The sequence below is a fragment of the Pseudomonas oleovorans subsp. oleovorans genome (assembly GCF_002197815.1).
Lineage (GTDB): Bacteria > Pseudomonadota > Gammaproteobacteria > Pseudomonadales > Pseudomonadaceae > Aquipseudomonas > Aquipseudomonas oleovorans.
In genome coordinates, this window is the sequence record NZ_NIUB01000021.1 from 26,101 (window position 1) to 45,406 (window position 19,306).

General features: G+C 61.1%; 16 protein-coding genes and 1 pseudogene. 13 read left to right on the top strand and 4 right to left on the bottom strand.

From position 1 onward, the window contains the following. Positions 1–487: 487 nt before the first annotated feature. Positions 488–886: pseudogene (locus PSOLE_RS13810) on the top strand (response regulator transcription factor); the annotation flags it as partial. 84 nt (positions 887–970) lie between these two features. On the opposite strand, the gene PSOLE_RS13815 reads toward PSOLE_RS13810, so the two are convergent. Genes PSOLE_RS13815 through rloA form a run of 3 tightly spaced genes read right to left on the bottom strand, consistent with a single transcriptional unit; the run spans position 971 to position 4,030 of the window. Then, the gene (locus PSOLE_RS13815) at positions 971–1,957 is read right to left on the bottom strand and encodes an alpha-L-glutamate ligase-like protein (RefSeq protein WP_074858215.1); all 987 of its coding nucleotides are present in this window, start codon (positions 1,955–1,957) and stop codon (positions 971–973) included. 4 nt (positions 1,958–1,961) lie between these two features. After that, positions 1,962–3,488, bottom strand: a complete 1,527-nt coding sequence (rloB, locus tag PSOLE_RS13820; RefSeq protein ID WP_074858220.1) for an osmotic stress tolerance membrane protein RloB — start codon at positions 3,486–3,488, stop codon at positions 1,962–1,964. 5 nt (positions 3,489–3,493) lie between these two features. Further along, complete coding sequence (rloA, locus tag PSOLE_RS13825) at positions 3,494–4,030, bottom strand: retropepsin-like aspartic peptidase RloA (RefSeq protein WP_039964566.1); 537 nt, start codon at positions 4,028–4,030, stop codon at positions 3,494–3,496. A 305-nt stretch (positions 4,031–4,335) separates the two neighbouring features. On the opposite strand from rloA, the gene PSOLE_RS13830 reads away from it, so the two are divergent. The 5 genes from PSOLE_RS13830 (at position 4,336) to prpF (ending at position 11,251) form a co-directional block, all read left to right on the top strand. Further along, positions 4,336–5,073 (top strand): GntR family transcriptional regulator, encoded by a 738-nt coding sequence (locus PSOLE_RS13830; protein ID WP_003460041.1) that lies wholly within the window; start codon positions 4,336–4,338, stop codon positions 5,071–5,073. Beyond that, positions 5,070–5,957 (top strand): methylisocitrate lyase, encoded by an 888-nt coding sequence (prpB, locus tag PSOLE_RS13835; RefSeq protein ID WP_074858223.1) that lies wholly within the window; start codon positions 5,070–5,072, stop codon positions 5,955–5,957. Before PSOLE_RS13830 ends, prpB begins: the two co-directional genes overlap by 4 nt. A 138-nt stretch (positions 5,958–6,095) precedes the next feature. Further along, a complete protein-coding gene (gene prpC, locus PSOLE_RS13840) occupies positions 6,096–7,253 on the top strand; it encodes a bifunctional 2-methylcitrate synthase/citrate synthase (RefSeq protein ID WP_074858226.1) in 1,158 nt (385 codons plus the stop codon). Beyond that, a complete protein-coding gene (acnD, locus tag PSOLE_RS13845) occupies positions 7,253–9,862 on the top strand; it encodes a Fe/S-dependent 2-methylisocitrate dehydratase AcnD (RefSeq protein ID WP_088339322.1) in 2,610 nt (869 codons plus the stop codon). Before prpC ends, acnD begins: the two co-directional genes overlap by 1 nt. 195 nt (positions 9,863–10,057) lie before the next feature. After that, positions 10,058–11,251, top strand: coding sequence for a 2-methylaconitate cis-trans isomerase PrpF (prpF, locus tag PSOLE_RS13850; protein ID WP_074858231.1), 1,194 nt, complete (start codon positions 10,058–10,060; stop codon positions 11,249–11,251). Between the two features lie 59 nt (positions 11,252–11,310). Here prpF and ppsR read toward each other — a convergent pair whose 3' ends face one another. Next, positions 11,311–12,129 carry a posphoenolpyruvate synthetase regulatory kinase/phosphorylase PpsR gene (ppsR, locus tag PSOLE_RS13855; protein ID WP_074858234.1) on the bottom strand — a complete coding sequence of 273 codons (819 nt, stop codon included), beginning with the start codon at positions 12,127–12,129 and terminating at the stop codon, positions 11,311–11,313. A gap of 181 nt (positions 12,130–12,310) precedes the next feature. Here ppsR and ppsA point away from each other — a divergent pair, with 181 nt between their 5' ends. From ppsA to sigX, 7 genes are all read left to right on the top strand, one after another. Further along, positions 12,311–14,683 (top strand): phosphoenolpyruvate synthase, encoded by a 2,373-nt coding sequence (gene ppsA, locus PSOLE_RS13865; protein ID WP_074858239.1) that lies wholly within the window; start codon positions 12,311–12,313, stop codon positions 14,681–14,683. A 154-nt stretch (positions 14,684–14,837) separates the two neighbouring features. Continuing rightward, positions 14,838–15,827 carry an alpha/beta fold hydrolase gene (locus tag PSOLE_RS13870; RefSeq protein WP_003460056.1) on the top strand — a complete coding sequence of 330 codons (990 nt, stop codon included), beginning with the start codon at positions 14,838–14,840 and terminating at the stop codon, positions 15,825–15,827. A 120-nt stretch (positions 15,828–15,947) separates the two neighbouring features. Continuing rightward, entirely contained in the window at positions 15,948–16,436 is a 489-nt protein-coding gene (gene rraA / locus PSOLE_RS13875) for a ribonuclease E activity regulator RraA (RefSeq protein ID WP_003460058.1), read from the top strand. 4 nt (positions 16,437–16,440) lie between these two features. Continuing rightward, entirely contained in the window at positions 16,441–17,427 is a 987-nt protein-coding gene (locus PSOLE_RS13880; RefSeq protein ID WP_074858241.1) for a CorA family divalent cation transporter, read from the top strand. A gap of 55 nt (positions 17,428–17,482) precedes the next feature. After that, the gene (locus tag PSOLE_RS13885; protein ID WP_074858244.1) at positions 17,483–17,728 is read left to right on the top strand and encodes a CrfX protein; all 246 of its coding nucleotides are present in this window, start codon (positions 17,483–17,485) and stop codon (positions 17,726–17,728) included. A 1-nt stretch (position 17,729) separates the two neighbouring features. Beyond that, positions 17,730–18,554 carry a mechanosensitive ion channel family protein gene (locus PSOLE_RS13890; protein WP_074858247.1) on the top strand — a complete coding sequence of 275 codons (825 nt, stop codon included), beginning with the start codon at positions 17,730–17,732 and terminating at the stop codon, positions 18,552–18,554. A gap of 82 nt (positions 18,555–18,636) precedes the next feature. Then, on the top strand, positions 18,637–19,227 hold the full coding sequence (gene sigX / locus PSOLE_RS13895; protein ID WP_074858250.1) for an RNA polymerase sigma factor SigX: 591 nt from the start codon (positions 18,637–18,639) through the stop codon (positions 19,225–19,227). The last annotated feature ends 79 nt before the right edge of the window (positions 19,228–19,306 follow it).

The following is a 19,306-nucleotide window of genomic DNA, read 5'->3' on the forward strand; positions in this document are numbered from 1 at the left end:
ATATTCATCCTAGGGCTTCGGCCAGGTTTGCTCCGGTACGCTCGGCTGATTAGTATGGAGTCGTGCCAGGGTGTTGAACTGCCGTACCAAAACAACAGTGAATGAAGGAATCCAGGCCATGGATGTAGTGATCGGCCCTGCCGCTGGAAGCCTGCTGCGTTCAAAACTGTCGCCGCCCAGGCATCCGTGGACTATCTGAAAAGGCCCCAGGTGGAAGCCGCGCTTTCGGCCTACCCCCCCCACGCCCGCCTCGTGTTGTTTTGCGCGCCTGCTGGTTTTGGACCACCGCGTTGGCGATGCAGGTCGAGCAGCGTCGTCAGGCCGGCAGCGCTGTTGCGTAGCTATCGCTGGGCGATGCTGATGATGAGCCGGTACGTTTCTTCCAGCAACTGATCGAAGTATTGGGCGTTCACTGCCCGGTCTGGGTGATTACGCCCTGGGCTACCTGCGCAATACCATGCGGGTGCCGGTCGAGGCCGTGATGGAAAGTCTGCTGGTGAAATGCCTGATCGGCGCCGAGTGGGAAGAGGCGCGCAGCCTGTTCATCGAGGAAGGCGAAGCCATACGCCAGTTACTGCAGCTGTTGGAATCCGTCGAGCACCAGCCGGCGCTGCAGGCATTCATCCGTAGTCTGTTGAGCGCCTGGCCCTGCCAGGAATCGCCGCATGCCATTGCCGTGCTGGAGGAGGGGCTGACCGAGCGCGAGCGTGAGGTGGTCTGTCTGGCCGCCAAGGGCATGTCCAATGATGAGATCGGCCAGCAATTGGCGCTGGCCCTGGGTACCGTCAAATGGCACCTGCATAACCTGTTTTCCAGGCTGGGCGTACGCAGCCGTACGCAAGTCGTACTCAAGGGCAAGAGCCTGGGGCTGCTGAGCGAGGCATGAGACGGTGGGGTGAGGGGGGGGCGAGCTGGCGAGGGTGCATTGAGCGGGTCGTAAGGTGCGGCAGCACCTTACGACGTTCGCTGGTCAGATTTCCTTGCTGGCGACGTGACCAAACAGCTCCTGGGAGAAACGCACGCGCTCTTCTGCGTCTTCCTGAATACCCTTGGCTTTCAGTTCTTCCAGGCGGGCTTCCACGGCATGGGCGCGGTGGGTCAGGCCACAGTCATTGGCGATCTGGATATTCAGGCCGGGGCGGGCATTGAGCTCAAGAATCAGCGGGCCCTTGTCCTGGTCCAGCACCATGTCCACGCCTATGTAACCCAGGCCACACAACTCGTAGCAGCCGGCAGCGAGCTTCATGAAACCGTCCCAGTTCGGCAGTTGCACGCCGTCCACCGCATTGGTGGTGTCCGGGTGCTTGCTGATCTTGTTGTTCAGCCAGGTGCCGCGCAGGGTCACGCCGGTGGCCAGGTCGACGCCGACGCCGATGGCGCCCTGGTGCAGGTTGGCCTTGCCGTTGGACTGGCGGGTCGGCAGACGCAGCATGGCCATCACCGGGTAGCCCATGAGCACGATGATGCGGATGTCCGGCACGCCTTCGTAGCTGATGCTCTTGAAGATGGTGTCCGGGGTCACGCGATATTCGATCAGCGCACGGTCGCGGTGACCGCCGAGCGAGTACAGACCGGAGAGGATGTTGGAAATCTGCTGCTCCAGTTCCTCGTGGCTGACGATCTTGCCGGACACCGTCTTGAATCGGTCCTCGAAGCGGTCGGCGATGACCATGATGCCGTCACCGCCGGCGCCCTGCGCCGGCTTGATGACGAAATCGGTGCGCCCGGCGATGATCTCGTCGAGTTTGTCGATGCCTTTTTCGGTGTCGATGATGCCGTACAGCTCCAGCACATCGATGCCGGCCTCAATGGCCCGCTCCTTGGTGATGATCTTGTCGTCGACGATCGGGTACAGGTGCCGTTTGTTGTACTTCAGCACGTAATCCGCATTGCGTCGGTTGATGCCCATGATGCCTTTGGCTTCAAGGGCCTTCCACGTTTTGATTAGGCCGAACATGGTCTTAGTCCTTGAGGAAGGCTTTGAAACGGAACAGTTCGGTCAGGCGGTAGCCGCGGTAACGGCCCATCGCCAGCATGAAAGCCACCAGAATCAGCAGGATCGCCGGGAAGGTGAACACGAAGTACACCAGTTGGGGCACGCTCATCAGCAGGTGGGCGATGGTGGCGGCGAACAGGGTGCCGATGGCGACCTTGAAGGCATGGCTGCCGCCGCGCTCTTCCCAGGTGATCGACAGGCGTTCGATGGTCATGGTCAGAATCACCATCGGGAACAGCGCCACCGACAGACCACGCTCTAGGCCCAGCTTGTGGCTGAACAGGCTGATGGCGGCGATCAGCACCACGACGAAGGTCAAGACCACCGACAGGCGCGGCAACATCTGTAGCTTCAGGTGTTCGAGGTACGAGCGTAGTGACAGGCCGAGTGCAGTGATCACGGTAAACAAAAAGATACCGAAGCCCAGCTGGGTTTCGCGGAAGGCCAGAGCGATCAGCACCGGGGTAAAGGTGCCCAGCGTCTGCAAGCCACCGAGGTTGCGCAGGATCAGGATGACCAGCACGCCAATCGGGATCATCACCATGACCATGAAGGTCTGCTGGGTCTGCAGCGGCAGGCCGTACAGCGAGTATTCGAGGAAGCTGGCGTCGGTGTTCTCATCGGTCAGTTTGGCTAGGCGGATGGCGTTCATCTCGCTGTTGTTCAGACTGAAGCTGACTTGCGCCTGACGGCCGCCTTCGAGGCTGACCAGATCACCGTCGCCGATCCACCAGATCAGGCGGTCTTCCGGCAGGCCCTGTTCACCGGTTTTCGGGTTGAAATACAGCCACTTCTGACCGTTGAAGCTGCGCAGCCAAAGCTCCGGCGACTGCGCCACTTCGGCCTGCAGGCGAATGGTGTGCACACGCTCCATCGGCACATGGGCGATGGACAACAGCAAGTCGACGGCCTTGGCCTTGTTGGCGATGGAGGCGTCGCCGCCGAGCAGCAACTTGACGTTGTCGTCATTGACGTTGTTGACGCGCTTGATGGTTTCGCTGATGAAGGTTTCGACATCCGCCGAGTGCTGGCGGATCGGCGCCAGCAGGGCTTCGGCCGCGATCTTCTCGGGGCCTTCGACCGGGATGCTGTCGCGGAAGATCGGGCCTTTTGCAGGCGCCTGCTCGCCGCTGTAACGCTTGGTCAGAACCAGTCGGTAATAGAGGGTCTGCTTGCCATTGGCACGACGTGCCGACCAGGTGACGCGGCGGTTGCCGTCGACACGGTTGACGCTGACGCCGTAATTGTTGGAGATGAAGCTCTCGTTGAGGCTGACGTAGTCCTGGTTCAGCGGCGGGACGAACATCTGCAGCTTCACCGGCTCACGCGGGTTGGCCTGGAATTCGACCTTGGCGTCGATGTTCCACAGATCGTCGGTCTCATCCTCGGTCACCGGAATGCCGAGAATGAAGATTTGGTATGCCGTAATCAGAACGCCCAGGGCCACCAGGAGGGTGATCAGGACTTTCAGATGCAGGTTCAGAGAGCGCATGGGAATTACTCGCCAGGGGTTGCGTCATTGGTGCAGTCGGGTTTGCCGGCTGCATATTTAAGGCTTGGATCGACTATGGCCTCGAAGTGCTTGAGCGCTTCGGAGCCGATCAGAAGCGGGTATTGGAATGCGCTTCGGTCGGTCAAGTTCACTTCGATCATGCGCAGGGTCTTGCCCATGCACAATTCAAGGTCGATTACCGGGCGTGCCGTATAGGTCTTGCCTTCATCGGGGTCGAAATCGCCAGCACGGCGTTTGATCTTGCTGATTCGCGCCAGCGGACGCTCGATGGTGCGCTCTTGGGCATTGTCGATGGCCAGCACGAAACGCACCCAGGTTTCTCCGTCACGCTTGAAGCGTTTGATATCGCGGGCACTCAAGGACGCGGTTTTGGCGCCAGTGTCGAGTTTGGCGGCTACCTGCAGGTCCAGTTCTTCTACGTGAATATATTCATTCAGACCATAGATCGACTTGCCCATGGCCAGAGCAGGGCAGGACAAGGTCAGCAGGCAGATCAGCAAAGAGAAGGGTTTCAGTCTCATGTGTCCTTGAGAGGGTATTGCCAGTGGCGGGATGGGGGCAGCAACTCGCAGGCATCCTGCCATACAACTTTCTGCCGTGAAGTCTAGCAGGCATGGCAAAAGGCGATGGCCAGGCAGGAACAGTTGGATTCTAACATGGGGATTTTACGTGCCGACAGACGCTTATGTAGCTTTCTGCAAGTAAGGTGGCGGTTTGCCTGATCGGGCGAGCTGGACGTATTGTCGACAATGCTTTGGTCTGCTTTGACATTTTTGGCTTTATGGCGTAGTTATATCGCCCTGAATATCTATTGGTGTTGACAATCATGCTGCTTCAATCAGATGCGTCAGCAGCGCCGCAGGTGGATTCGGAGACGCTTTCCGAGCACGTCTTCCGTCTGATCCAGGCCGCTATCGTCAAAGGCGAGATCGCCCCGGGTAGCAAGATCTCTGAGCCCGAGCTGGCGCGCACCTATGGCATCAGTCGTGGCCCTCTACGCGAGGCCATTCATCGCCTGGAAGGGCAGAAGCTGCTGGTGCGCGTGCCACATGTGGGCGCGCGGGTGGTGTCGCTCAGTCATGCCGAGTTGGTCGAGCTGTACGAGATTCGCGAGTCGCTCGAAGGCATGGCCTGCCGCCTGGCGGCCGAGCGCATGACCCAGCAGGAGATCGATGAGCTACGCCAGGTGCTGGAGCTGCACGAGCAGGATGCCGCGTTCAAGGCTGGTGTCGGCTACTACCAGCAGGAAGGCGACTTCGACTTCCACTACCGGATCATCCAGGGCAGCGGCAATCGCACCCTGGCCAAGCTGCTGTGCGACGAGCTGTACCAGTTGGTGCGCATGTACCGACTGCAGTTCTCCACCACACCCAATCGGCCGCACCAGGCCTTCGCCGAGCACCACCGCATTCTCGACGCCATCGAAGCTCGTGACGGTGAACTGGCCGAATTGCTGATGCGCCGCCACATCGGCGCCTCCAAGCGCAATATCGAGCGCCACTACGTTTCCCAATGTGGACAGGAAGCGCTCACCCCTTCATCCAAGACTCGAGGTGATTCATGACCCAGCTTTCCGCCGGCCAGCGTTTCCGCCAGGCCCTCGCCGAGGAGCAGCCACTGCAGGTTATCGGTGCGATCAACGCCAACCATGCACTGCTGGCCAAGCGCGCGGGCTTTCGCGCTATTTACCTGTCCGGTGGCGGTGTCGCCGCCGGCTCGCTCGGCTTGCCGGATCTGGGCATCAACACCCTGGATGACGTGCTGACTGACGTGCGCCGCATCACCGACGTCTGCGATCTGCCGCTGCTGGTGGACATCGACACCGGCTTCGGCCCGTCGGCTTTCAACATCGAGCGCACCATCAAGAACCTGATCAAGGCCGGCGCTGCCGCTGCGCATATCGAGGACCAGGTCGGCGCCAAGCGTTGCGGTCATCGTCCGGGCAAGGAGATCGTCTCCACCGAGGAGATGTGCGACCGCGTCAGGGCTGCCACTGATGCCAAGACCGACCCGGACTTCTTCCTTATCGCCCGTACCGATGCGATCCAGGCTGAAGGCGTAGACGCTGCCATCGAGCGCTGCCTGCGCTATGTCGAGGCCGGCGCCGATGCAATCTTCGCCGAGGCGGCCTACGACTTGCCGACCTACGCACGCTTCGTCAAGGAGCTGAACGTACCGGTACTGGCCAATATCACCGAATTCGGCGCCACGCCGCTGTTCACCCGTGACGAACTGGCCTCGGTCGGCGTGGCCATCCAGCTGTATCCGTTGTCGGCCTTCCGCGCGGCGAACAAGGCGGCGGAAAGTGTCTACACCTCGATCCGCCAGAACGGCCACCAGAAGGACGTGATCGAGCTGATGCAGACCCGCGCCGAACTCTATGACCGCATCGGTTACCACGCCTTCGAGCAGAAGCTCGACGCGCTGTTCGCTGCCGGCAAGAAGTAAAACCAGCGAGGTCGTAGGGTGGGCCGGGCGACGATTCGCTTCAGCCCACCGCATCAGCGCTGCCGGTTGGCTGAGGCGGTGGGCTGAAGCCCACCCTACCCAGAGCACAGCAGAACAAAAAGAGTCGAGGAGATAACCATGAGTGCCACTGAAACCACCCCTGGCTTCAAACCGAAAAAATCCGTCGCCCTGAGCGGCACCGCCGCCGGCAACACCGCGCTGTGTACCGTTGGCCGCACCGGCAACGACCTGCACTACCGCGGCTATGACGTGCTGGATTTCGCCAACCGCTGCGAGTTCGAGGAAATCGCTCACCTGCTGGTGCATGGCAAGCTGCCGAACCTTGCCGAACTGGCCGGCTACAAGTCCAAACTCAAGGCCCTGCGCGGTCTGCCGGCCGGGGTCAAGGCAGCGCTCGAACAACTGCCGCCCTCGGCTCACCCGATGGACGTGATGCGCACTGCCGTCTCCGTGCTCGGCTGCCTGGCGCCGGAGAAGGACGACCACAACCATCCGGGCGCGCGTGATATCGCCGACAAGCTGATGGCCAGCCTGGGTTCGGCGCTGCTGTACTGGTACCACTACAGCCACAACGGCAAGCGCATCGAGGTGGAAACCGACGACGACTCCATCGGCGGCCACTTCCTCCATCTGTTGCACGGCGAGAAGCCACGCGAGTCCTGGGTGCGCGCCATGCACACCTCGCTGAACCTGTATGCCGAGCACGAGTTCAACGCCTCGACCTTCACCTCGCGGGTGATCGCCGGCACCGGTTCCGACCTGTTCTCCTGCATCGCTGGCGCTATTGGCGCGTTGCGCGGGCCGAAACACGGCGGCGCCAACGAGGTGGCCTTCGAGGTGCAGAAGCGCTACGGCAGCCCGGACGAGGCTGAAGCCGATATCCGTGAACGAGTAGGGCGCAAGGAAGTAGTGATCGGCTTCGGTCACCCGGTCTATACCGTTAGCGACCCGCGCAACAAGATAATCAAGGAAGTGGCCCGCGAGCTGTCGGTGGAGCAGGTCAATACCAAGATGTATGACATCGCCGAACGCCTGGAAAGCGTGATGTGGGAAATCAAGAAGATGTTCCCCAACCTCGACTGGTTCAGCGCCGTGAGCTACCACATGATGGGCGTGCCCACCGCCATGTTCACCCCGCTGTTCGTCATCGCCCGCACCGCCGGCTGGTCCGCCCACGTCATCGAGCAACGCATCGACGGCAAGATCATCCGCCCGAGCGCCAACTACACAGGCCCCGAAGACCTGAAGTTCGTGCCGCTCAAGGAGCGTAAATGATGAACACTCAATACCGTAAAAGCCTGCCCGGCACCGCGCTGGATTACTTCGACGCCCGCGAAGCGGTCGAGGCGATCCAGACCGGCGCCTGGGACAAGCTTCCCTACACCTCGCGCGTGCTGGCCGAGCAACTGGTGCGCCGCTGCGAGCCACAGGATCTGACCGCCGCCCTGGAGCAGTTGGTCCATCGCAAGCGCGACCTGGACTTCCCCTGGTATCCGGCGCGGGTGGTCTGTCATGACATTCTCGGTCAGACCGCGCTGGTGGATCTGGCCGGCCTGCGCGATGCCATCGCAGAAAAAGGTGGTGACCCGTCCAAGGTCAACCCGGTGGTGCCGACCCAGTTGATCGTCGACCATTCGCTGGCCGTCGAGGCGCCGGGCTTCGATCCGGATGCCTTCGAGAAGAACCGCGCCATCGAGGATCGCCGCAACGAGGATCGCTTCCACTTCATCGACTGGACCAAGACCGCGTTCAAGAACGTCGACGTGATCCCGGCCGGCAACGGCATCATGCACCAGATCAACCTGGAGAAGATGAGCCCGGTGATCCAGGCACGCGGCGGCATTGCCTTCCCCGATACCTGCGTCGGCACCGACTCGCACACTCCGCACGTGGATGCCCTGGGCGTGATCGCCATTGGCGTCGGCGGCCTGGAGGCCGAGACGGTGATGCTCGGCCACCCGTCGATGATGCGCTTGCCCGATATCGTCGGCGTCGAGCTGACTGGTAAGCGCCAGCCCGGCATCACCGCCACCGATATCGTCCTGGCTATCACCGAGTTCCTGCGCAAGGAAAGGGTGGTGGGGGCCTGGGTCGAGTTCTTCGGTGAAGGGGCGGACAGCCTGTCCATCGGTGATCGCGCGACCATCTCCAACATGTGCCCGGAATACGGCGCCACCGCCTCGATGTTCTACATCGACGGCCAGACCATCGACTACCTCAAGCTCACCGGTCGCGAGCCGGAACAGGTGGCGCTGGTAGAAAACTACGCCAAGACCCTGGGTCTGTGGAGCGACGCGCTGAAAACCGCCGAGTACGAGCGTGTGTTGCGCTTCGATCTGGGCAGTGTGGTGCGCAACATGGCTGGGCCAAGCAACCCGCATCGCCGCCTGCCGACCTCGGCGCTGGCCGAGCGTGGCATCGCTGACGAAGCCAAGCTGCAAGCTGGCAAGGGTGAAGAAGCCCAGGGGCTGATGCCCGATGGCGCGGTGATCATCGCCGCCATCACCAGCTGCACCAACACCTCCAACCCGCGCAACGTCATCGCTGCTGGTCTGGTGGCGAAGAAGGCCAACGCGCTGGGCCTGGTGCGCAAGCCCTGGGTGAAGACGTCATTCGCTCCAGGTTCGAAAGTCGCCAAGCTGTATCTGCAAGAGGCTGGCCTGCTGCCGGAACTGGAGAAGCTCGGTTTCGGCATCGTCGCCTACGCCTGCACCACCTGTAACGGCATGTCCGGCGCGCTCGATCCGAAGATTCAGAAAGAAATCATCGACCGCGACCTGTACGCCACCGCTGTGCTCTCAGGCAACCGCAACTTCGACGGGCGCATCCATCCCTATGCCAAGCAGGCCTTCCTCGCTTCGCCACCGCTGGTTGTGGCCTATGCCATTGCCGGTACCGTGCGCTTCGATATCGAGCAGGACGCGCTGGGCACCGATGCCCAGGGCAACCCCATCACGTTGAAGGACCTGTGGCCGAGCGACGAGGAGATCGACGCCATAGTCGCGGCGAGCGTCAAGCCCGAGCAGTTCAAGCAGATCTATATCCCGATGTTCGACCTCGGGACGGTGAAGGAAGCCGACAGCCCGCTGTACGACTGGCGGCCGATGTCCACCTACATCCGCCGCCCGCCTTACTGGGAGGGTGCGCTGGCCGGCGAGCGCACGCTCAAGGGCATGCGCCCGCTGGCGATCCTGCCGGACAACATCACCACCGACCACCTGTCGCCGTCCAACGCCATCCTGGCGGACTCGGCCGCCGGTGAGTACCTGGCGAAAATGGGCCTGCCGGAGGAGGACTTCAACTCCTACGCCACCCACCGTGGCGACCACCTGACCGCACAGCGCGCCACCTTCGCCAACCCGCAACTGGTCAACGAGATGGCTGTGGTCGACGGCCAGGTGAAGAAGGGCTCGCTGGCCCGCGTCGAGCCGGAAGGCCAGGTGATGCGCATGTGGGAAGCCATCGAGACCTACATGAACCGCAAGCAGAACCTGATCATCGTCGCTGGTGCCGACTACGGCCAGGGCTCGTCGCGGGATTGGGCGGCCAAGGGCGTACGTTTGGCGGGCGTGGAAGTGATCGTCGCCGAAGGCTTCGAGCGCATCCACCGCACCAACCTGGTGGGCATGGGCGTGCTGCCGGTAGAGTTCAAACCGGGCACCACGCGCCTGACCCTGGGGCTGGACGGCACCGAAACCTATGACATCGAGGGCGATATCTCGCCGCGCTGCGACCTGACCCTGGTGGTCAATCGCCGTAACGGTGAAGTGGTTCGGGTGCCGGTGACCTGCCGACTGGATACCGCGGCGGATGTCAGCGTGTACAAGGCCGGCGGCGTGCTGCAGCGCTTCGCCAAGGACTTCCTCGAAGGTGCGGTGGCTTGATAACTCCCTCTCCCATTTATGGGAGAGGGTTGGGGAGAGGGTGCTTCAGGTAGCTCGCGGCTTTTGGATGCTCCCTCTCCCCCGGCCCCTCTCCCGCCAGCGGGAGAGGGGAGGCAAGCGCGTAGCCCGGATGAAATCCGGGAAAACCAGCACCATCATTCCCGGATTGCATCCGGGCTACTCAGGACTGCACCCATGGCTCATCTGCCGCAAGTGAAAATACCCGCCACCTATATGCGTGGCGGCACCAGCAAGGGCGTGTTCTTCCGTCTGCAGGATCTGCCCGAGCGCTGCCAGGTGCCCGGCGAGGCGCGCGACAAGCTGTTCATGCGCGTGATCGGCAGCCCCGATCCGTACTCGGCGCATATCGATGGCATGGGCGGCGCCACGTCGAGCACCTCCAAGTGCGTGATCCTGTCGAAAAGCAGTCAGCCCGATCACGATGTCGACTACCTCTACGGTCAGGTCTCCATCGACAAGGCCTTTGTCGACTGGAGCGGCAACTGCGGCAACCTGTCCACCGCGGCAGGTGCCTTCGCCATCCATGCCGGTCTGGTCGACCCCGCACGGATTCCCGACAACGGCACCTGCGTAGTGCGTATCTGGCAGGCCAATATCCAGAAAACCATCATCGCCCATGTACCGGTCACGGGTGGCCAGGTGCAGGAAACCGGTGACTTCGAACTGGACGGGGTGACCTTCCCGGCGGCGGAGATCGTGCTGGAATTCCTCGACCCATCTGATGATGGCGAGGAGGGCGGTTCGATGTTTCCCACCGGCAATCTGGTCGATGATCTTGAAGTGCCGGGCATCGGTACCTTCAAGGCGACCATGATCACCGCCGGCATCCCGACCATCTTCGTCAATGCCGAGGACATCGGCTACCAGGGCACCGAGCTGCGCGAGGCCATCAATGGCGATCCGGCGCAACTGGCGCGCTTCGAGCAGATCCGCATCGCTGGTGCGCTGCGCATGGGGCTGATCAAGACGGCCGAGGAGGCTGCGACACGTCAGCACACCCCGAAGATCGCCTTCGTCAGTCCGCCCAAGGATTACCGCACATCCAGCGGCAAGGATGTAAAAGCTGGCGATGTCGATCTGCTGGTGCGCGCGCTGTCGATGGGCAAACTGCACCACGCGATGATGGGCACTTGTGCGGTGGCCATCGGCACGGCGGCGGCGATACCAGGTACGTTGGTCAACCTGGCCGCTGGCGGCGGCGAGCGTGAGGCGGTGCGTTTTGGCCATCCGTCCGGCACCTTGCGGGTTGGTGCACAGGCTCGTCTGGTCGATGGTCAGTGGGCAGTGACCAAGGCAGTGATGAGCCGCAGTGCGCGCATCCTCATGGAGGGCTGGGTGCGTGTGCCGGTGGCAGCTTCTAACCGCTGAAACTAGAAAAGGCTCGAAGTATCGAGCCTTTTCACTTTTGAAACATGAGCTTATGGTGGTTATTTAAGGCGTCGCTCAACACCTTTTTCCACCAGGATCTTGGCCGAAATCTCCTCGACCGAGAAATGCGTGGAGTTGATGAAGGCGATATTTTCGCGACGGAACAGACTTTCCACTTCACGCACCTCGAACTCACATTGGGCGAAGCTGGCGTAGCGGCTGTTGGGCTTGCGTTCATGGCGGATGGCGGTAAGGCGATCTGGATCGATGGTCAGGCCGAACAGCTTGTCGCGGTATTTTTTCAGCGACTCCGGAAGTTGCAGGCGCTCCATGTCGTCTTCGGTCAGCGGGTAGTTGGCTGCGCGAATGCCATATTGCATGGCCATATACAGGCAGGTGGGCGTCTTGCCGCAGCGTGATACGCCGACCAGGATCAGATCGGCCTTGTCGTAATAGTGGGTGCGGGCGCCGTCGTCATTGTCGAGGGCGAAGTTCACCGCCTCGATACGCTCCATATAGTTGGAGTGCTGACCGATGGAGTGCGACTTGCCGACGGAGTAGGAAGAGTGCGAGCTCAACTCCTGTTCCAGCGGCGAGAGAAAGGTCGAGAAGATATCGATCATGAAACCATTGGCGGTATCGAGAATGGCTCGAATATCGCGATTGACGATGGTGTCGAAGATGATCGGACGCACACCGTCCCTTTCAGCGGCGGCATCGATTTGTTGTACCATGGCGCGCGCTTTTTCGATGCTGTCGATATAAGGGCGCGTGAGTTTGGTGAACTGAATGTTCTCGAACTGCGCGAGCAGACTCTGACCCAGGGTTTCGGCGGTGATGCCGGTGCCGTCGGAGATGAAGAAAGCGGTTCGTTTCATTTGCGCCAAAGGCCTTAAGCTGAGTTCGATTCTTGGCTATGATAGGCCGCGTTTTTCGCCGGGGCCCACGGGTTCTGGCATTGTTACTTATTCAAGGGCAAGGCCACAATCGCGCGACCTCGGTCGTTCGACATTGCGCAGCCCGCTGAGCTTTTCCAATACAGTTAGTGGAGAGATCACCTTGGTAGAGTACGTAGTTTCCCTCGATAAGCTCGGCAATCACGATGTTGAGCATGTGGGGGGCAAGAACGCATCCCTCGGCGAGATGATCAGCAACCTGGCCGGCGCCGGCGTTTCGGTTCCCGGCGGTTTCGCCACTACGGCTCAGGCCTATCGCGATTTTCTCGAGCAGAGCGGCCTGAATGCGCAGATCCACGCAGCGCTCGACGCCCTGGATGTCGATGACGTCAATGCCCTGGCCAAGACCGGCGCGCAGATTCGCCAATGGGTGATGGACGCCGAGTTCCCCGCCGAGCTGGACAAGCAGATTCGTGAAGCCTTCGCCACCATGAGCGCTGGCAACGACAACATGGCCGTGGCCGTGCGTTCTTCTGCTACCGCCGAAGACCTGCCGGATGCTTCCTTCGCCGGCCAGCAGGAAACCTTCCTCAACATCCGTGGCGTGGACAACGTGATCCGCGCCGCCAAGGAAGTCTTCGCTTCGCTGTTCAACGACCGCGCCATCGCCTACCGCGTGCACCAGGGCTTCGATCACAAGCTGGTCGCCCTGTCTGCCGGTGTGCAGCGCATGGTGCGTTCGGAAACCGGCACCGCCGGCGTTATGTTCACCCTGGACACCGAATCGGGCTTCCGTGACGTGGTGTTCATCACTGGTGCTTACGGTCTCGGCGAGACCGTGGTGCAGGGAGCGGTCAACCCCGACGAGTTCTACGTGCACAAGCCGACTCTGGAGGCTGGCCGTCCGGCAATCCTGCGTCGCAATCTGGGCAGCAAGGCGATCAAGATGGTCTACGGCGACGAAGCCAAGGCCGGTCGTTCGGTCAAGACAGTCGAGGTCGACCGTGCCGATCGCGCGCGTTTCTGCATCACCGATGCCGAGGTCAGCGAGCTGGCCAAGCAGGCGCTGATCATCGAGAAACACTACGGCCGCCCGATGGACATTGAGTGGGCGAAGGATGGTGACGACGGCAAGCTGTACATCGTGCAGGCCCGCCCGGAAACCGTGAAGAGCCGCTCCAGCGCTACCGTGATGGAGCGCTACCTGCTGAAAGAGAAGGGCACCGTTCTGGTGGAAGGTCGCGCCATCGGTCAGCGCATCGGCGCCGGCAAGGTGCGGGTGATCCACGATGTGTCCGAAATGGACAAGGTGCAGCCGGGCGACGTGCTGGTCTCCGACATGACCGACCCGGACTGGGAGCCGGTGATGAAGCGCGCCAGCGCCATCGTCACCAACCGTGGCGGGCGTACCTGCCACGCGGCGATCATCGCCCGTGAGCTGGGCATTCCGGCCGTGGTCGGTTGCGGCAACGCCACCAGCGTGCTGAAGGACGGCCAGGGCGTTACCGTCTCCTGCGCCGAAGGCGACACCGGCTTCATCTTCGAGGGTGAGCTGGGCTTCGACATCCGCAAGAACTCGGTCGATGCCATGCCGGATCTGCCGTTCAAGATCATGATGAACGTCGGCAACCCGGATCGCGCCTTCGACTTCGCCCAACTGCCGAACGAAGGTGTGGGCCTGGCCCGTCTGGAATTCATCATCAACCGCATGATCGGCGTGCACCCCAAGGCACTGCTGAACTTCTCCAGCCTGCCGCCGGAGATCAAGGACAGCGTCGAGAAGCGCATCGCTGGCTATGGCGACCCGGTCGACTTCTACGTCGAGAAGCTGGTCGAGGGCATCAGCACCCTGGCCGCTGCCTTCTGGCCGAAGAAGGTCATCGTGCGCCTGTCGGACTTCAAGTCCAACGAATACGCCAACCTGATCGGCGGCAAGCTGTACGAGCCGGAAGAAGAGAACCCGATGCTGGGCTTCCGTGGTGCTTCGCGCTACATCAGCGAATCCTTCCGCGATTGCTTCGAATTGGAATGCCGTGCGCTGAAGAAAGTGCGGGGCGAGATGGGCCTGACCAACGTCGAGATCATGGTGCCGTTCGTGCGTACCCTGGGCGAGGCGTCGCAAGTGGTCGAGCTGCTGGCCAGCAATGGCCTGGCCCGTGGTCAGGACGGCCTGAAGGTCATCATGATGTGCGAGCTGCCGTCCAACGCCATTCTGGCCGAGGAGTTCCTCGAGTTCTTCGACGGCTTCTCTATCGGCTCCAACGACCTGACCCAGCTGACTCTGGGCCTGGACCGTGACTCCGGCATCGTTGCCCACCTGTTCGATGAGCGTAACCCTGCGGTGAAGAAGCTGCTGGCCAATGCCATCGCTGCCTGCAACAAGGCCGGCAAGTACATCGGCATCTGCGGTCAGGGCCCTTCGGATCACCCGGATCTGGCCAGGTGGCTGATGGAGCAAGGCATCGAGAGCGTCTCGCTGAACCCCGATTCGGTCCTCGACACCTGGTTCTTCCTGGCCGAGGCGCAGCCTGCCTGAGAGCAGTAGCTGACGCGGAAAGAGGGCGGGTTGATCCCGCCTTTTTTCTGGGTAGTCACGCGAAGCCGTCGCCAGCGATTTGAACGTCGCTCCGACGGTTTTTTATGGGTTTCGTTCTTCTTTGTGGCACAGCGCCATTGCGGTTTTCCGATCCATGCAAAGCAGTAGTGAGCTTTTCCCCGTCGCGCTGATCAGTGCCGAGCTACGTGGCGATCTCAGTGAAGACGTCTATCGCCTGAAGCCCAACAACAGTCCGGATTCCAGTGTAGAGCTGGCGTTAACGCGAGTAGGGCTGGCGGATGCCGAAGGTGCGCGCGGCGTGCCTGTGGTGTTGCTGCATGGCAGTTTTTCCAACCGACGTTTCTGGTACTCGCCCAAGGGCATCGGCCTTGGCGCCTATCTGGCGCGTGCGGGGTTTGACGTGTGGATCGCCGAAATGCGCGGCCACGGCCTTTCGCCGCGCAATGAAGGCTATCGCGACAACAGCGTGGCGCAGTATGTGCACTACGACGTACCGGCCATCGCCGATTTCCTATTCGAGCAGACCGGGCAGGCCGCACACTGGATTGGCCACTCGCTAGGCGGGGTGATCCTGGCGGCTGCGTTGGGTGGTGGTTATCTCGATCAGTCGCGTGCCAGCTCGGTTGCGTTGTTCGGCAGTCAGGTCAGCCGCAGCTACTGGCCGCTGAAGATACCTCCGATAGAGTGGGGCGCGCGTCTACTGCTGCGCGCCTTTCCTTACCTGTCCGGCCGGCGCCTGAAGCGCGGCCCTGAAGATGAACCTATCGGGCTGGCGCTGGAAGTTCTACGTTGGCTCAGGCTGTTCGGGCGATTCGGTGATGGGCGGAAGGACTGGTGGGCAGGCCTCGCTGAGGTGAGCGTACCGCTTATGGCCGTGGCAGCTGCTGCCGATTTCGATGATCCTGCTTGGGCCTGTCGCAAGCTTCTGGAGCAATGCAGTAGCGCGCCGAGGCACTTTCTACTGTTGGGTAAGGAGAAAGGCTTCAGCAGCGATTTCGGGCACATTGAAATGTTGGTCAGCAAAGAGGCGCAGCGCGAAGTTTGGCCGCTGACCGAATACTGGCTGCAATACCTGCGACTGCCTGTAGAGTTCACCGAGCAGGCCGCCGTTGCGGGTGTCTGAGCTATCGTAACGTTTCTTCGGCGAGTGCTTGGCGGTAAGATGTGACGCATCGTTTGGTAGTGGTCATTTCCTGATCTTCCACTTGCCTGTCGTTCATTCATTGTCGAAAGGAGTTCTGCCATGCACTACATCACCCCTGATCTGTGCGATGCCTACCCGGAGTTGGTTCAGGTCGTCGAGCCGATGTTCGCCAACTACGGTGGCCGTGATTCCTTTGGTGGCCAAATCGTCACCATCAAGTGCCATGAGGACAACTCGCTGGTCAAGGAACAGGTCGATCTGCCAGGCCAGGGCAAGGTGCTGGTCGTCGATGGTGGCGGCTCGCTGCGTCGTGCGCTGCTCGGCGACATGCTGGCCGAGAAAGCGGCCAAAAATGGTTGGGAGGGCATCCTGGTCTACGGCTGTATCCGTGATGTTGATGTCATCGCGCAGACCAACCTGGGTGTGCAGGCGCTGGCCAGTCACCCGATGAAAACCGACAAGCGCGGCATCGGTGATCTGAACGTGCCGGTTACCTTTGGTGGTGTGACCTTCAAGCCGGGCGACTACCTGTATGCCGACAACAACGGTGTGATCGTCTCTCCGCAAGCCCTGGAAATGCCGGAATAACCCGATGGTGGATCAGGACTCGGCACTGCTGCATGCCTTCGTGCTCGATGGCCGTGGTGGTGCGCGCAGCATCAGCCGCGAGCAACTGGATGGCCTGCAACTGAGCGAGCAGGAAAGCCTGTGGCTGCACTGGGATCGTAGTCAGGCCCCGGCGCAGCACTGGTTGCGCGAGCACAGTGGCCTGGATGAGTTCAGCTGTGATCTGCTACTGGAAGAGAACACCCGGCCACGCTTGCTGCCGTTGCCGCGCGATGAACTGCTGCTGTTTCTGCGGGGCATCAATCGCAATCCGGGCGCCGAGCCGGAAGACATGGTCTCGGTGCGCATCTTTGCCGATGCCCGTCGGGTGATTTCCCTGCGCCTGCGGCCGCTGCTGGCGACCGATGCGCTGATTGCCGATCTGCTGGCGGGCAAGGGGCCGCGCACGTCCTCCGAGCTGCTGCTGGAGCTGGCGCGGCACCTGACCAACCGCGTCGATGACCTGATCGCCGAGTTGAGCGAGCAGCTCGATGTCGAAGAGGATCGTTTGGACGCTGACGAGCGCTATCGTCCCGATCACAGCCTGATGTTGCAGCTGCGCCGCCGCGCCGCCGGGCTGCGGCGTTTCCTGGCGCCGCAGCGCGACCTGTACGCGCAGATGATGCGCAGTCGCCAGCCCTGGTTCGTCGAGGATGACGACGACTACTGGAACGAACTGCACAACCGTCTGACGCGCTATCTCGAAGAGCTCGAACTGTTGCGCGAGCGCGTCAGCCTGGTACTCGAAGCTGAGAATCAGCGCCTTGCAGAGCGGATGAACCGCATCATGTACCGTTTTACCGTGATCGCCGGCATGTTCCTGTCGCTGACCTTCCTCACGGGTCTGCTGGGCATCAATGTTGGCGGCATTCCTGGCGCCGAAAGCCCGCTCGGTTTCTTTGTCGCCTGCGGCCTGATGATCCTTTTGGCGCTGGGCCAACTGCTACTTTTCCGCCGCTGGCGCTGGTTGTGATGTGTGACTCATCCGCAAACTGCGGCGTCTAGCCGTGATATCCCGTGAGGTGCGCATGCACGATCCATTCGAAGAATCTTTACGCGATTTGCTCAAGGCCGCGCCGTCCAGCCATGACGAAGATGCCTGTCTGCACCGGGTTCTCAAGACCGCCAACCGCCAGGTCGGAGCGGGTGACCTGTTCAGCCTGGTCGGTCACTGGGCGCAGGCGCTGATGATCGCCCTGAACAACGGTTCGGCGCATGTCGCGCCGGTTTCGCGCCGTACCCAATCCTCTGCTTCTGTTGACAAGGCTGACTGAAATGGAACTCGATCCCTGGACCCAAAGCCTGATCTCCGCGATGACCGCACTGTGGAGTAAGGTTGCTGGCTTCATTCCCAACCTGTTCGTGGCGCTGGTGCTGGTATTGCTTGGCTTCGTCGTGGCCAAGTTGCTCGACACGCTGCTGTCCAAGCTGCTCGGTAAGGTCGGACTGGACCGTCTGATGACCGGTACCGGCCTGACCAAGCTGCTGGCGCGCGTCGGCATTCATGCGTCGGTATCGACCCTGATCGGCAAGATCGTTTACTGGTTCGTGCTGCTGATATTCCTGGTGTCTGCCGCTGAATCGCTCGGCCTGCAACGTGTCTCCGCGACCCTCGACGTGCTGGCGCTGTATCTGCCCAAGGTGTTCGGCGCGGCGCTGGTACTGCTGGCTGGCGTGCTCCTGGCGCAACTGGTCAGCAGCCTGGTGCGTGGCGCCGCCGAAGGCGTCGGCCTGGAGTATGCCAACGGCTTGGGACGTGTGGCACAAGGCCTGGTGATCATCATCAGCATCTCGGTGGCCATCGGTCAGCTGGAAATCAAGACCGACCTGCTCAACAACGTCATCGCCATCGTGCTGATCTCCGTTGGCCTGGCGGTCGCGCTGGCATTGGGCCTGGGCAGCCGCGATATCGCCAGCCAGATTCTCGCTGGCATTTATGTGCGCGAGCTGTATCAGGTCGGGCAACATGTGCAGGTGGGTGAGGTCGAAGGCCAGATCGAAGAGATCGGCACAGTGAAAACCACCCTGTTGACTGATACCGGTGAGCTGGTATCGGTGGCAAATCGAGTGATGCTCGAGCAACGCGTGAACAGTCGCTGACGGCAATCTGTTATTTTATGCAGCTGCCCGGCAGGTGTGACCTGCCGGGCACTTTTCGTCCTGACTGTCGGCCCGACTCGTTTTGAACAAAGCCCAGCCCTTGCCCACGCGCTACGACCCCCGCGAGCTCACCGATGAAGAGCTGGTGGCACGCGCCCACGACGAGCTGTTTCATATCACTCGTGCTTATGAAGAGCTGATGAGACGCTACCAGCGCACATTATTTAACGTGTGTGCGCGTTATTTAGGGAACGAAAGGGATGCTGACGATGTCTGTCAGGAGGTGATGCTCAAAGTTCTCTATGGCCTAAAGAACTTTGAGGGTAAATCCAAGTTCAAGACCTGGCTTTACAGCATCACCTATAACGAATGCATTACTCAGTATCGAAAAGAGCGGCGTAAGCGTCGATTGATTGACGCCTTGAGTTTGGATCCGCTCGAAGAAGCTTCCGACGACAAGACACCCAAAGTCGAGGAGCGAGGCGGTCTGGATCGCTGGCTGGTTCACGTCAACCCGATCGATCGCGAGATTCTGGTGCTACGATTTGTCGCAGAGCTCGAATTTCAAGAGATTGCCGACATCATGCACATGGGCTTGAGCGCAACGAAGATGCGCTACAAGCGCGCTTTGGATCGGTTGCGGGATAAATTTTCGGACACTTCCGAAACTTAGTTCAGCTTGCCGACTACTAAGGGAGTGGCGAACCCTGATAGAATCGCTGCCAAGTTGCCGCCTGAAGTTAACGGCGACT

Coding starts and splice junctions, on each gene's coding strand:
- PSOLE_RS13830 (WP_003460041.1), top strand. CDS start 4,336: ATGCTGCTTCAATCAGATGCGTCAGCAGCGCCGCAGGTGGATTCGGAG.
- PSOLE_RS13870 (WP_003460056.1), top strand. CDS start 14,838: ATGCAAAGCAGTAGTGAGCTTTTCCCCGTCGCGCTGATCAGTGCCGAG.
- rraA (WP_003460058.1), top strand. CDS start 15,948: ATGCACTACATCACCCCTGATCTGTGCGATGCCTACCCGGAGTTGGTT.
- PSOLE_RS13890 (WP_074858247.1), top strand. CDS start 17,730: ATGGAACTCGATCCCTGGACCCAAAGCCTGATCTCCGCGATGACCGCA.
- prpF (WP_074858231.1), top strand. CDS start 10,058: ATGGCTCATCTGCCGCAAGTGAAAATACCCGCCACCTATATGCGTGGC.
- prpC (WP_074858226.1), top strand. CDS start 6,096: ATGAGTGCCACTGAAACCACCCCTGGCTTCAAACCGAAAAAATCCGTC.
- ppsR (WP_074858234.1), bottom strand. CDS start 12,129: ATGAAACGAACCGCTTTCTTCATCTCCGACGGCACCGGCATCACCGCC.
- prpB (WP_074858223.1), top strand. CDS start 5,070: ATGACCCAGCTTTCCGCCGGCCAGCGTTTCCGCCAGGCCCTCGCCGAG.
- PSOLE_RS13885 (WP_074858244.1), top strand. CDS start 17,483: ATGCACGATCCATTCGAAGAATCTTTACGCGATTTGCTCAAGGCCGCG.
- PSOLE_RS13880 (WP_074858241.1), top strand. CDS start 16,441: ATGGTGGATCAGGACTCGGCACTGCTGCATGCCTTCGTGCTCGATGGC.
- acnD (WP_088339322.1), top strand. CDS start 7,253: ATGAACACTCAATACCGTAAAAGCCTGCCCGGCACCGCGCTGGATTAC.
- rloA (WP_039964566.1), bottom strand. CDS start 4,030: ATGAGACTGAAACCCTTCTCTTTGCTGATCTGCCTGCTGACCTTGTCC.
- PSOLE_RS13815 (WP_074858215.1), bottom strand. CDS start 1,957: ATGTTCGGCCTAATCAAAACGTGGAAGGCCCTTGAAGCCAAAGGCATC.
- rloB (WP_074858220.1), bottom strand. CDS start 3,488: ATGCGCTCTCTGAACCTGCATCTGAAAGTCCTGATCACCCTCCTGGTG.